Here is a 12,975-nt window from a genome sequence, read left to right as displayed (position 1 = left end):
ATAGCGGCCACAACCACTCATACGCATTATTCAGGGATGGCGTTACTTATGTATCGGTTTTTATTATTAGCCTGTATCAGCGGCTCGGCGATGGCCATGCAGTTTGATAAAGTTACCATTGAGCTTGGCCATCCGGCCAATGGCAGTATGGTGCATCTGGAAGATGCAAAACTACTGGCGGTGTCGGGCTTCAGCCAGTTTGAGCGCTGGTTAAGTCTGGTAAATTTAGCCGGCGATTTTAACGTCCAACCCGTTGCTATTCCTGCCAATGCCCAGTATTTCAGCCAGGCCAGGCTAATTGAAACTGACAGAGCGCAAAATGGGCCCGTTAGCCGGCAGGCTCTGGTTTTTTTAACCCTGGATGGGATTAGCGTCTATTACCCGCAAGCTGGCCAGACTGAGCCGTTAATCAGCAGTTCGTCACTGTACCGGGTTTTAGATAAAAACCGCTTGCGCAGCAGCGAGTTTGTGCTGCAACTTGGTAGTGAGCGCGCCGATTTTTTGATACCGGATTTTAATCACAGTCATTTATTCCGGCAGCAAGCCGATGGTAGCTTTAAGCAATATTCACTGAACATTGATGCGCTGGTGACCAGTTGGCGCGACAGCCCGAGCTATGAACCCAGGCGCTATTATATTGCTGATGTTGATTTAGACGGCCGGCGTGATCTGGTATTTATTGCCGGCGGCAAATTTCAGGTGTTTTATCAGTTAGCGGACGGCGCATTTAACACCGAGCCGGTTACTCAGAACTGGCCGGTGGCATTGTCGACTGAACAGCAAGCTGACCAGCGTAACGACGCCGGACGCAGCTACACCGGTCAGAATATCGACAGTGTGCGGGATATTACTGATATTGACGGCGATGGTATTGCCGATATTGTCGTTAATCGCGAGCAACTGGCCGATGCGCTGGAGCGTACCAACAGCTTTCGGGTGCATTTTGGCAAACAATCTGTCACCGGTTTGCAGTTCAATGCTGAACCCGAAACTCAGATAACGACTGATACCTCGCCAATTGCCGTGATGATCGACGATTTTAACGCTGATGGCCGCAAAGACTTTTATATTTCCAGCACCCATTTTGGGGTGGGTACGATAGTGCGGGTATTGCTCAGAGGCAGTGCTAACCTGGATATCGACTTTTACCTGTTAAATGGCCAGCGCCAGTACAACAGCAAAGCCGATTTTCAGCAGAATGCGGTTATCGATGTCAGTATCAGCAACCTGCGCTACGATATGCCGTTATTCGAGCTGGCTGATCTGGACGGCAGCGACCAGCAAAGCCTGATTGTTGGTGAGGGCGGTGACGAGCTGAGATTTTACAGCCCTGAACCCGAACGGTTATTCAGTCGCCGCTCTGAGCGGGTAAAACTGCCGCTGCCTCGTGATGCCCGCAAAGTAATGGTTGCTGATCTTACCGGCAACGGTAAAGATGATATTGTGTTGCCATTTGATGCGCAGGATAAGGAGGGGCAACGCAACCAGTTGTTATTACTAATGAACACTCAGAGTGACTAAACAGAGTGTGACATTAAAATCCGCCAGCGCCTTTTGGGCTGTAAATTGCTTGACCGCAAATTACCAGACCGTAGATCGCTTGACAGTGGAAAGTCACGCCGCTAGTGTCAGCAGCATTGGCCATCTTATATGATTAAACAGAACTGTTGAGCCTACAAATCCATACCGCATTATTATTAGTCGCGCTGGCATTAGCCGCAGCAGTCGGCGGCATGCTGCGTTTTGCTATAGCCAATGTCATTGCCAGAAGATGGGGCGTGCAGTTTCCGCTTGGTACCTTGCTGGTAAACAGCAGTGCGGCGCTGATGATGGGGTTGCTGGCCGCCTGGCTGGCGGTCTTTCCTGCATATACTGGCTGGGGGCAGGTTATTGCTGGCGGTTTGCTGGGCAGTTACAGTACGGTATCGTCATTCAGCCTGCAAACCCTTATCTTGTGGCAAAGTCATCATTACCGTCAGGTTCTGCTGAATATTGGTTTATCATTTGGCTTGTGTTTAAGCCTGGTATTGGTCGGTTTTAAGCTGGGTAATCTGATATGGTAAAACCGGGTTTATATGCAGCAGTGGGCCTTGGCAGTGCACTGGGCGCCATGCTGCGGTTTGGCTGCTCATTATTACTGCTGACCCAGGCCGCGGATCTGCCTGTCACCACCTTGCTGGTTAATATGGTTGGCTCGTTCTGGATTGGCTGTTATGTCAGCCTGACCGGCGAAAATGGCCGCTGGCCGGTATCTGCCTGGCAAAAACAATTTATGCTAAGTGGCGTTTGTGCGGGGTTTACTACCTTTTCCCTGTTCAGTCTGGAGTTTATGCAATTATTGCAGGCCGGTCAGACAGCGCAGGCATTCGCGTATGTTGCAGTATCGCTGATACTCTGGCTGGCTGCCTGTTGGGCAGGCTTAACGCTTGGCGAGAAGATAAACAAGGTCAATTCGTCTGACAAAGGTGCAAATGGTGTTTAGATTATTAATGATTGCTACAACTGGGTTGCTGTTAACCGCTTGCGATAATATGCAAACGTTAACTGAAGCACAGCAGATTGAGCGGACTATCCGTCAGCAAGTCAGCCGTGATCTGGACGGCCTAAATGCACTGACAGCAGCGGCTGATACCACTGAATATGATGGTTTTGCCTGGCGCCGCGGTGAAAAAATCCAGATCCGCCAGCGTGTGGACGGCGAGCTGGCTTTACTGGAGCAGGCAGAGGCACCTGAGATAATTGCCACGGCAGTTGAGCATCAGATCCCAAGTTTTAGCCTGGTGCGTTATCAGCAAGGCTGGTTGGTGGTGTTTCGTACTTATGTCAGTAATCACTGCCAGGTGGTGTATGCTTATGCCTACCGCGGCAAGTTACCTGATACCCCGCAATGCACAGAAGAGGTGTTTGCCAGTCAGGCCAATGGCCGCTGCCTAAGCCCGATTAATGACGAGTGGCAAGTATTTAAGGAATGGTTTTTTGCCGAGTCATTGGTGGCAGAGGGCAACCCGGTGTGCAAAGCGAAGCTGGAGCAGGGCTGGCAGGTGCCGCAATGAAATGTCAGTCTATCGCGGCACGCTGAGCTTGCAATATCGACTACAGATACTGGTCGATGCTGATCTTTCGACTACTCGCATTGGCGTCCTTAACAGCTTCCAGCATAGCATCAAGCTGCGTGCGGCCATATACCCGGCCATTCAGGATCACGGTGTCGATTGCCCGGGTGTTGTTGATATCGCTCAGTGGGTTCTTGCTGAGCAAAACCAGATCGGCACGTCGACCTACTGCAATAATTCCGGCATTGCTCTTCATCAACTCAGCCGGGTTCTTAGTGGCAGTAGCGAGTGTTTGGGCTGGGCTCATGCCAGCCATATTAAGTGATGTTAGTTCATCATGGATTGAAAAGCCGGGTACGACTAAATTTGCGCCAGCGTCTGTGCCGGCGACGATATTAACGCCACGGCTGACCATTGCTTTTAACAGAATGTGATGTGCTTTCTCCCGGGCTTGCCAGAAAATATCATTCTTATTATAGATTTCTTCTGACGGTGTACTGGTGGCCTCGAATTGGTTGTAACCGGGTAACCAGCCGACTTTAAATTCTTCAGAGTCTTTGGTGCCTTCAACAATACCAGGGTTGGCGTATTCAATAGCCACTTCCGATAAGGCCAGTTCAAGATTACTGAATTGGTCATGGATACTTTCCATAAACCACAGTACTGAGTTGACGGTAATGTCGTTCGCCAGCAGATCATCGATAATGTCATTGCTGCGCTCTGTTACGTGGGCATAGAATGCATCGCGGCCTTGGTCATTGATAGAGCCAAATTCACGGATCAGTACCCGGACAATTTCCTCAAGATGGCCAACTTCTGTTTGCTGTGTTACGGCAAGTTCTGATAGCTCAAATGCCAACGGGAAATGTCCGGTTGTCGGCACACCGAGTTCGGCAGCCAGTTCGTTTACAGCGCGGTAGCTTGGCATATCAAGGTGATAGATTTTAATGGCATCGTAACCTTGCTCTGCAAACTTTTTAACCATTCTTTTGGCGTGCTCTGCATCGTGGGTGTTTTTGTGGAAGGTGATTAATTCCCAAAAAGCGCCCTCTAGCAGGCCCATTGAATCTATCGCCGGTGATGAAACAAATAGCCGTGGGCCGGTGCGACCTTGCTCAATTTCATCACGTAATTGCAATCGTTCTGCCGGCCCCCCCAGATCACGTATATGGGTGACACCGTTGGCGACGTAAAGCAACAGATCATTAGGGCTTTGCAGAAGATGGGCGTGTGAATCGACCAGGCCGGGAATAAGATATTTACCATGGCCATTAATAACCTTGGCATCTGCAGGTGCAGTGCCACCGACAGTAACTGAAATAATCTTGCCGTCATTTATCACTACTGTCCTGCCAGCAAGCATCGCTTGCCCGTCCGGCGACAGGACATTGACATTGGTAATTGCTGTCAGCTCAACCGCTGTAGCAAAAACGGTATGATCGACCTCGGCGGTATGAGCGCCATAAATAAAATTGACGCCCTGTTTAAACCAAACCAGATATGCCGAGACAAAAATTGCTGCGCAAATTACCAGACCAATAAGCCATTTCGAAAGTGTTTTTAACATAGTTAGGTTCCATCTGTTATCGATGGCTCAATTTAAACAGGGAAGCGGGACGGGGGCGTCCGGATTTATAAGATTAGACGTCTATTCTGGTATATTTCAAGCTGGACGCGTTTAAAACTAACTCAAAACTTAGTTGAAACAGCAGTGGCAGGTGGCTGGCTTCGATACTGGCTTGGGCTTTGCCCGGTGTGCTTTTTAAAGATGGCATTGAAACTGCTTTTTGAAGCAAAACCTGCATCCAGCGCCAGATCAAGTAATGTTCGTTCACTGTTATGGTCGAGTTGCGCACACACTTCTGCCACCCGATACTCGTTAATAAATTGATTAAAGTTCTTGCCACCGTACTGATTTAACGTCTCCGACAAATGATGGACGCTGACCCCAACATGTTGTGCAAGGGCGACCAAGGTGAGTTGACTATCCCGATACAAAGCCTGTTGTTTGACCTGGTCTTGTACCATTTGAAAAATGTCTGAACGCATATCTTGCTCTAATAAGCCATTAGAGGACGGTTTAAGTTTCGGCTGCTGCCGTTGTTTTGCAAGTTGCTGAATATGAAACAGGCCAGGGTTGCGCCACTGCACAATAGCAACAAAATAAATCAAGATCACCAGCAGACAATCGGCCACAATATTTATCACAGGCGCCGGGCTGATAAAATAGAACAACACCTTTAAAACCCATATTGCCACCATGAAGATAGTCAGGCTCCATAGCCAGCTGAATATATCCGGGTTATAAGACGATAATGTTTGTTTAGCTTTAGCCTGGTAGCGACTGACCATGCTAATTAATAATGCGGCATAAACTATGGCCTGACCGTAGAACACAACTTTTGTCAGGTTATGTTTTAAAAGAGTGGTTTCAGCCGTTGTAACAAAGTTTAGTGCCTTTTCAGCCGAAAATAGCAGGTCATAATTGAGCAGATAGCAGAGTACCAATGGCAATAGATGTAACATATCGCGGTGTTTAAGTGCCGAGCCGGTGATTGCTGTTCGGCAATACAAGTAAGTAAGCGCGCCATAACAGGCGGGTAAAAATACCAGCAAGCCAATCATCCAGGCAAATTGGCTTTCTCCGGCGGAAACAATTAGCGGTAACACAAAGCTGGTTGCTATTAACAGGCATTGTAAACCCAGTAATTTACTGGCGTAGTTAACCCGCTTATCACTTATTAAAAGTGTGAATAACAGCAAGCCCTGAAACACGCCAATGGCCAATATTAAAGTCTGAGTTTGCGACATTCTTATATGTATTACGTTAGAAATATAACAGGGCGAAAGTCTATCTTTTCATAGTGCTAATGTCGAACCATGAGTTGTTAGCAGCAATAAGCCAGCAGCAATAAGTTAGTCCACCCAGCCATATTCCCCGTATAAGCCTTATCATTGACCAAGTTAAGGATGTACCGTGAAATTTTTACTCTCTGTTATTGCGTCATTATTGTTAGCAGGCTGCTCGGTATTTGGTCAGAGTAATGTTGAAACTGCGCCTTACACGCTGTTGAAAGCCGAGCCGGAACAAAAAATTGAAGTGCGTAATTATGACGCTATGGTACTGGTGTCAGCTGAAATGTCTGGCGGGGGGCGCAACAGTGCCTTTCGTAAATTATTCCGCTATATCAGCGGTGAGAATGAAGGTGCAACTGAAATATCAATGACCGCACCGGTATTTATGGGTGAGAAAGAGCAGGCTGAAAATAACAATCAAGGCACTGAAATTGCCATGACCGCGCCGGTTTTTATGGACAACAGGGCGGGCGGGGCGATGATGTCATTTGTGATGCCCAAAGAGTTTGCCCTGCAAACCACACCCAGGCCAACCGATCCGGATGTTAAGGTTTCCGAGCTGAAAAATTACAAAGTAGCCGCTATTACTTTCAGTGGCACGCTTAGCAGAAGCAACGTTGCAAAACACCGCGATATTTTAACAGACTGGATTAATGCGAACGGCTACACGGCTATTAGCGAACCAATAGAGGCAGGTTACAACGGACCGATGACCTTGCCCATGCTGCGCCGCAATGAGGTGCTGATTGAAATAAAGTAATGTCCTGAGCAGCCAAATCCCCAGCTATTTCTGAAATACCAGCCCCGGCATTGCCGGGGCTGCAGCACGAGCGCTGTTAGAAGTCTCGTTCTAATAGGAGCTGCGATCAATTATTTCCCAGCTGCCATCTGAACGTCGGCAGGCGGTACCGCGCACATCGTCCCGCTGGCCATCAATATCCATTCTGAAGTCGCGACAAGGCCGGTTATTGCTCTGAAAGGTTTCTGTTGGCGTCAGCTGGTAATTTCTGCCGTTATCCGGATTTTGCCAGCTCGACGAGCGGCCGGTCGGATTATATTCCAGTGCCTGGTTAATATTTCGTCTGTCGCGCTGGTCCAGTTCCTCACCGGCGTCACGGCCAATAAGGCCACCAAGCACCGCGCCAAGCAAGACGCCGCCAGCGCCGCCATCGTCTAATATTGCACCAGCTGCGGCGCCGGTGGTAGAGCCAACGACAGTGCCTGATTTCTCTTTAGTGGCACAACTAAACAGCAGAGTAGCCAATAAGATAACCACGACATTTTTCAGGGGGTAGGGCTTCATTTTCTGTTCTCCTCCGGGTTGTTTTAACACGCTCATCTATTAAACATAGGGTAAGTTTGTCAGCATTCAAGGGCTGCTATTGCGCTTTGGGCAATAAGGGCCATACTGCTAAATGTAAGGCGCCGCGGGCCCTTACATACAGCTTATTTCAAATACAGGTGATTATAATGAGCAAAGGCCAGGACAGTAAAAAAGACGTAAAAAAGAAACCGTTGCTAACCGCAAAAGAAAAGAAAGCGGCTAAAGCGACTAAGAAAAGCGAAAAAAACGTGCTAGGACACCAGAATTAGTAACGATAGTAAATTACTATCCCGGGCAGCGGATAAATCCGCTGCCCGCCAAACCCGCGATACAGCTACTTAGTGTAATCTTCATTACCATGTGAAAATATTTCATCTTTTCTCTACATTAGTTATTCCAATCATTGCTCAACATATTGAAAGTTAAATCAAATAAATGTTGGTTTATTTCTTGCTCCCTGTTGTAGCAAAGGCATTTATGAACCTCGCATGGGATTCTGAATGTTGGGAATATCTTTGATCAACTGACAGATAAAAAGGAGTTGTTATGAAATTCAAATTAGCTGCCGCAGCAGTTGCGGTATTAGCCCTTTCTGGTTGTGAAGTGGAGAAAACGCAGTCTGGCGAGTTACCCAGTGTTGATGTCGACGTTAGTGCGGATTCCGGGCGGTTACCCGAATACGATGTAGACTGGGCCAGTGTTGATATCGGCACCACAACTGAAACCATTACCGTGCCCAAAGTGGTAGTAGTAATGGAAGAAGAAGAAGTCGAAGTGCCTTATATGGATTTGAACATGCCTGATGAGCAGGGCAAAAAGTCCAAACGATCAATTGTCGTAGAGGCTGAAATTAAAGGCAATATGCAAGAGCTGGATATTGAAAAGGTGTATGCTAAGGATCGCAGGTTAATAGTCGTATCTCATCTCAACAGCACGAATGAACCCCTGGAAGGGCAAACCGTTCGTATATCAGACAGAATAGTCATCAACGCGCCTGATCTTGATGTGCAACATATTATTGTTGGCGAAAAGCCCCGTGGTGACTGGAACAATCAATATACCTTCGTTCGAAATGAATCAGCGCTGCAAGCTCGTCTGGATGGCGCTTCAGAAATTTATTCCAGATAGCGTTGCCAGTGATCAGTACAAAATTTTTGTGCCGCTGGTCACAACTTTCCTGCTACGTTAACACGGAGACAATATGGATATTCTTAGAATCATTATTGCGATATTGCTACCGCCACTTGGTGTGTTTTTGCAAGTTGGCATTGGGGCCCAATTCTGGATTAACATCCTACTAACGCTTTTAGGGTATATCCCGGGCATCATCCACGCTGTCTACATTATTGCAAAGCGCTAGTAGATTAGTAGCTAATGCCTGGTTCAGCAATAGCAGGTTTGCCACTGATGGCTGGCCGCTATTAAAATTCATCTGTTGTTAGTCAAAGGCCATCCTGACGGATGGCCTTTTTGTATCAGTCAACGTTAACACACTGCGGTTTCTATATTCCCACCTTTAAGTACTCTGTTTCATATCTGTAGTGTTGTCATTAATGATATAAAAAGCAGCCAGATACCCATACAAAGCGGCTGTCGCCCGGGCATAAAAAACGATATATTAGCCCCTGTAAAAATAAGTGAAAATAATAACCTCAGGGGAAACACACCATGTACATGATTATAAAGCATACCCACTTAACCCTAATTGCGCTGACGCTAGTGTTTTTTCTGATCAATTTTGCCTTAACGATTAAAGGCTCTGATAAGGTAAATAACAAACTGCTGAAAATTGGCCCGCATATCTTATATACCCTGTTCATTGCCACGGCTATTTATCTGATAAGCATTAATCCACTGCAGTTATATCCCTTCTATAACGGCTGGGCCTCTTCTAAACTGGCTGGTTTCGTACTTTACGTGTTATCTATTACGTTTGCCTTAAAGTGGGCAAAATCGACATTATGGCGCATAGTTGGTTTTGTCAGCGCGCTGTTCTGGTTTGTTATGAGTGCCCGACTGGCTTATGCTCACAGACTGAAAGTAAAAGGTAGCAACGATGATGTTAATGCTTATATTGATGCAGCGCAGTCAATGCTGTTGGCGGTAAGTTAATACTGAAGCAAGCCCTTGTATTGCAGGGGCTTGCTTGTTCGCTGTTCCAGGGTTTGGTTGCGATTTTACTCAGACTTATCTTTTTCTTTATTTTTATCTTGGTCAGGCGTTTTCTTTTGCTGTAATCCTGCACCAATCGCAGCCCCAATAGCAATGCCGATTGCGATACCTGCACCTAAATTATCTATTGCATTACCAATAGCCACTCCTACAGCAACACCTATTGCTATGCCAGCTCCAATCATAGATTGATTATGTTTGGTTAATCCAGTTTTTTTATTGTCATCACTCAAAACATTCTCCTTATTTAACACTTGAACAAGTGTTGATGATCTCCTGTTCCTGGCCATTAAAAGCAAAGCAGTTGCGCGGCAAGCCTTCGGATTTCTTTTTCTGTTTTATACAGCTTATTTGATAAAAGGCCCATGCAATTGGTTACTACCATCTAATCCGTTGTATAACCCTATGAAATAAGAGCCTGTTTCCGTATTTTTGTATAGAAGATATTCCAGCCCATCCATCATTTCTATGTTTTTAATGTCGCAAATACCTTCAAATTTTTCAGCTAGTTCAAAAGGCACATAAGATATGGCGTTTTGACTTTTTTTGATGTTAGCGTGAATAAACGCCGAATCGGCCTCGTCACAAGCATCAATTTGAGACGCACCAGTAAAAGGAGCAATTAAAAAAAATACAACCAGAAATTTACGCATAAGTACCCTTACATACAATGAAACTTGGGGGCGGCTGGAGTGCAGCGTAATCGGTTCCAGCCACGAAAGTGGCGACAATATCGCCTTGTTATGTTTTTACTAAAGCACTGAATTTTTTAAGTATGTATAGCATCATAGCAATATTAACCGCGCCCACAATTGCCAGAAGCTTAATCAGAATGCTAATTTCTGAAGCTTGAGCATACATAAAACCTGTTGCAAAAAATGACATTGCAACAAAACAAAATACCAAAACAACCAGCATTTTGAATTCCGATTTAGCGTTCTGCAACTTAACCACCTTTAAGACGTTTGACATTAATCTAAAATCTCTGATGACATGTAAAACACACCGCAGCGACCACACAACTGCGCAGCGAAATTGAGGTTGAAATTGAGGTTGAAATTGAGGTTCAGTAACCAATGGGGGCATTGCTGACAGCCCTAGTTAAGTCAATTAACTCTGTTCAACCTTTTTTGCCGGCTGAGTCACTATCAAAAAAATGATGTATCCAAGTAATGGAAAAAATACAACCGCTAGCGACCAACCAAACTTAGCACCACCGTATGACCGGCTCGAAATGACTACATGGAGTAGCGGTAGTGCCAAAACGATGAATAAATGCCAAATACTTATCCCACCAAAGCCCATAAATTAATCCTTAAAGTCCTGAAAATAACGTTTCTCGCGCAGTCGCTTGATAATTTAACGCCCGCCACACAGCCGAGCAACTTATAAGCCATTAAATACAATCCAATTGTAAATAACAAGCTGTCGCTAAAACCCAAGCTTGAATGAACGTCACTGTTTCGTTAGCTGTACTTGTGGCGCAATCAGTATAGGTATGATCTCTGATAAATAAGTATTGATAGCCTTAGCATATAGTTATTCCAACTGTGTAAAGTTAAGTGTGAACGTCGACCCTAGCGTCGTCATAATGAGCAAGGAACCGGCGTGTGAGTGAATCGAATTAACTTCTTCCCTTGATGATATTTATCATGCGATAGTATTCCTTTAGTCATATCTATTCACCTTGAGAAACATTTAAAAAATTATTTAAATCATCAATAGCCGCACGTTGCTGCCAGATTTCCCTTTGAATTTTTTGTTGCCTGAGTTTATTATTTAACCTTAATGTATATCAAGCGTTTTATTGTTGTTAGATATGTTATTGCTGCAAATTGCGCGATTTAATCCGCGCAATTTGCAGTTAGAAAGTTCATAGAGGGAAGTTATTGATTTAACTAATTGAAACGGGATGGGGGAGGGCCAAGCCTTGACAACGCAATGATAAATGGGCTGCAGCTAAATCTTTGCATTTTTCTTGTTAAATTTGATGACAGCATTTGAATGCGCTTCGGCTATTAGTGGTACAAGGCTTTCAAATGTTGCTTTACTTGGGTTTAGCACCTGAACCCAGGCCATCCAGCCATAAACCGGATGTGGCATTAGTACATCCAAAGCAGTGAAATCGTGCCCGGTAGCAATTATTCCACTTTTAGCTGGCCTTTTCGGTTTGCTGCCGAATAGTTGTTCGTAACGTTGCGCTCCAATGCCAATACTAAGCCTATATACGTCCTCACGATCCAGCGCAGAGGCGGTATCATTCTCGCCGTTTTTCTGTTTTATAGTGCAAAAATAAACGCCATTGGGTAAAAGCTTGTCGCGATTATAAAACAGGGCTGTTTCACCCCAGCTTGATTTTGGTATTACCCCTTCAAAATCAGTGGTTATTCTTTCTACAATATTTTTAACATGCATTATAATTTCTTACCTGATGCTTAGCCAAAGAAGCCCGGCAGTATTGATGCTGGCTACTTTTTTGTCAGCCGGATATCTTACGTCGTGCTTCGATGTATTGTTCCAAAGTACAACGACTTCAGATAACTTTGCCAAGGGATGAGCCAATAGTTATCCCAAAGCTGAAGATAAGCACTGCCACAAAAAATGCCGCCAGCACTATCAGCCCCGTTTTCTGGGCTTTTGGTACAGAATTCCACCAGTTTTTTAATTCATTAAGCATGTCTCCTCCTTTAAAGATCTGAATAGGGCAGGGCTAAGCCGTAGCGTTTTAGCATGAAACGCCGCGCAGCGGGTTGACGTTACGGCTCGCGACTATTACTGGCAATAAAATTTTCTTGTTATATTTCAAATCTACGAAGCTCGAACTTAAAATCATTGTCGAGCTTTATACGTTTTACCAAATTTGCTTTGTCAGGCCTATGCGTTCTCCAATTCCATTCACCGTCTATGAGTACGATATTCACTAGCCCAAGCTTCTCCATATCGGCTAAAGAGTAATCGTAACCAACAGTTCCTTTGCCTAACAAGCTCAGGGCAAAGTCCAAAAAATCAAACTCAGACTGGCCGTAAGTAGTTATTAGGTTGTCGACTGTGATATCTGCGTAAAATTCAGTTTCTCTCTGACGCATTAAAGTAATGTATGAATTGAAAGATACGCGGTGCTCTTTATCAACATGCCAATTGGTCTGCCAGGCGCTACCATGCCAAATCAGAACCGAGTCTTTTCTTAAGTACTTAGTATTGGCAGCTGGTAATACATAGTTGGCACAAGAAGAAGCGCATACTCTTATGATTTCAACATCCAAATCATTATCTTTGACCCACTGCCCCAAATCCATTCCCGCACCAATCTCACCGCCTTGGCTGGAAATAAGCAGTCGGTTTGGCTTGAGTTCAGCCGCCCTAAACAATGAAAAAATCACATTATTTGAGGTTTCAGTTATTTCACCTTTATAGATCAGTTGTCCATCTTCTATTCCAACAGTAGCTTCAGAATTTTGGCTGCTTTCACCAACATCTTTTAAACTGGTACAGCTAATAACCAGAAATAAAAAAACTAAAACTAAATGCTTCACTATTCGTCCTTGAAATTGTTCTTACCCATAAAAAGTA

At 45.2% G+C, this 12,975-nt stretch carries 18 protein-coding genes; 9 read left to right on the top strand and 9 right to left on the bottom strand.

The genetic code is table 11. The features are described 5' to 3' along the window. Positions 1–48: 48 nt before the first annotated feature. The 4 genes from B2Q61_RS14030 (at position 49) to B2Q61_RS14015 (ending at position 3,053) form a co-directional block, all read left to right on the top strand. Positions 49–1,521: an FG-GAP repeat domain-containing protein gene (locus B2Q61_RS14030; RefSeq protein WP_290616847.1), complete on the top strand. Its 1,473-nt coding sequence runs from the start codon at positions 49–51 to the stop codon at positions 1,519–1,521. Between the two features lie 146 nt (positions 1,522–1,667). Further along, entirely contained in the window at positions 1,668–2,063 is a 396-nt protein-coding gene (locus B2Q61_RS14025; protein WP_290616845.1) for a fluoride efflux transporter FluC, read from the top strand. Further along, positions 2,057–2,482, top strand: a complete 426-nt coding sequence (locus tag B2Q61_RS14020; protein WP_290616842.1) for a fluoride efflux transporter FluC — start codon at positions 2,057–2,059, stop codon at positions 2,480–2,482. Before B2Q61_RS14025 ends, B2Q61_RS14020 begins: the two co-directional genes overlap by 7 nt. A gap of 49 nt (positions 2,483–2,531) precedes the next feature. Continuing rightward, positions 2,532–3,053: a hypothetical protein gene (locus B2Q61_RS14015; protein WP_290616840.1), complete on the top strand. Its 522-nt coding sequence runs from the start codon at positions 2,532–2,534 to the stop codon at positions 3,051–3,053. A 40-nt stretch (positions 3,054–3,093) separates the two neighbouring features. Here the strand turns inward: B2Q61_RS14015 and B2Q61_RS14010 are convergent, their stop codons facing one another. Next, positions 3,094–4,620 (bottom strand): amidohydrolase family protein, encoded by a 1,527-nt coding sequence (locus B2Q61_RS14010; protein WP_290616838.1) that lies wholly within the window; start codon positions 4,618–4,620, stop codon positions 3,094–3,096. A gap of 122 nt (positions 4,621–4,742) precedes the next feature. Beyond that, positions 4,743–5,864: a helix-turn-helix domain-containing protein gene (locus B2Q61_RS14005; RefSeq protein WP_290616836.1), complete on the bottom strand. Its 1,122-nt coding sequence runs from the start codon at positions 5,862–5,864 to the stop codon at positions 4,743–4,745. A 166-nt stretch (positions 5,865–6,030) separates the two neighbouring features. Here B2Q61_RS14005 and B2Q61_RS14000 point away from each other — a divergent pair, with 166 nt between their 5' ends. After that, positions 6,031–6,669, top strand: coding sequence for an SOUL family heme-binding protein (locus B2Q61_RS14000; protein WP_290616834.1), 639 nt, complete (start codon positions 6,031–6,033; stop codon positions 6,667–6,669). A gap of 90 nt (positions 6,670–6,759) precedes the next feature. Here B2Q61_RS14000 and B2Q61_RS13995 read toward each other — a convergent pair whose 3' ends face one another. After that, positions 6,760–7,212 carry an RT0821/Lpp0805 family surface protein gene (locus tag B2Q61_RS13995; protein WP_290616832.1) on the bottom strand — a complete coding sequence of 151 codons (453 nt, stop codon included), beginning with the start codon at positions 7,210–7,212 and terminating at the stop codon, positions 6,760–6,762. A gap of 167 nt (positions 7,213–7,379) precedes the next feature. On the opposite strand from B2Q61_RS13995, the gene B2Q61_RS13990 reads away from it, so the two are divergent. The 4 genes from B2Q61_RS13990 (at position 7,380) to B2Q61_RS13975 (ending at position 9,345) form a co-directional block, all read left to right on the top strand. Next, on the top strand, positions 7,380–7,502 hold the full coding sequence (locus B2Q61_RS13990) for a hypothetical protein (protein WP_290616830.1): 123 nt from the start codon (positions 7,380–7,382) through the stop codon (positions 7,500–7,502). 277 nt (positions 7,503–7,779) lie between these two features. After that, the gene (locus B2Q61_RS13985; protein WP_290616828.1) at positions 7,780–8,361 is read left to right on the top strand and encodes a hypothetical protein; all 582 of its coding nucleotides are present in this window, start codon (positions 7,780–7,782) and stop codon (positions 8,359–8,361) included. 73 nt (positions 8,362–8,434) lie between these two features. Next, a complete protein-coding gene (locus B2Q61_RS13980; RefSeq protein WP_290616826.1) occupies positions 8,435–8,593 on the top strand; it encodes a YqaE/Pmp3 family membrane protein in 159 nt (52 codons plus the stop codon). Between the two features lie 308 nt (positions 8,594–8,901). Then, positions 8,902–9,345 (top strand): SirB2 family protein, encoded by a 444-nt coding sequence (locus B2Q61_RS13975; RefSeq protein ID WP_290616824.1) that lies wholly within the window; start codon positions 8,902–8,904, stop codon positions 9,343–9,345. 65 nt (positions 9,346–9,410) lie between these two features. On the opposite strand, the gene B2Q61_RS13970 is transcribed toward B2Q61_RS13975, so the two are convergent. The 6 genes from B2Q61_RS13970 to B2Q61_RS13945 form a co-directional block, all read right to left on the bottom strand. Next, positions 9,411–9,638: a hypothetical protein gene (locus tag B2Q61_RS13970; protein WP_290616822.1), complete on the bottom strand. Its 228-nt coding sequence runs from the start codon at positions 9,636–9,638 to the stop codon at positions 9,411–9,413. A gap of 114 nt (positions 9,639–9,752) precedes the next feature. Beyond that, positions 9,753–10,058, bottom strand: a complete 306-nt coding sequence (locus B2Q61_RS13965; protein ID WP_290616820.1) for a hypothetical protein — start codon at positions 10,056–10,058, stop codon at positions 9,753–9,755. Positions 10,059–10,146: 88 nt separating this feature from the next. Continuing rightward, a complete protein-coding gene (locus tag B2Q61_RS13960) occupies positions 10,147–10,350 on the bottom strand; it encodes a hypothetical protein (RefSeq protein WP_290616818.1) in 204 nt (67 codons plus the stop codon). A 1,014-nt stretch (positions 10,351–11,364) separates the two neighbouring features. Then, entirely contained in the window at positions 11,365–11,820 is a 456-nt protein-coding gene (locus B2Q61_RS13955) for a DUF6194 family protein (protein ID WP_290616816.1), read from the bottom strand. Between the two features lie 118 nt (positions 11,821–11,938). Beyond that, positions 11,939–12,082 (bottom strand): hypothetical protein, encoded by a 144-nt coding sequence (locus B2Q61_RS13950; RefSeq protein ID WP_290616814.1) that lies wholly within the window; start codon positions 12,080–12,082, stop codon positions 11,939–11,941. Between the two features lie 118 nt (positions 12,083–12,200). After that, on the bottom strand, positions 12,201–12,938 hold the full coding sequence (locus B2Q61_RS13945) for a hypothetical protein (protein ID WP_290616812.1): 738 nt from the start codon (positions 12,936–12,938) through the stop codon (positions 12,201–12,203). Positions 12,939–12,975: the final 37 nt, after the last annotated feature.

The sequence above is a fragment of the Arsukibacterium sp. UBA5043 genome, assembly GCA_002415085.1.
Taxonomy (GTDB): domain Bacteria; phylum Pseudomonadota; class Gammaproteobacteria; order Enterobacterales; family Alteromonadaceae; genus Alishewanella.
This window is presented reverse-complemented; position numbering and strand designations above follow the sequence as displayed.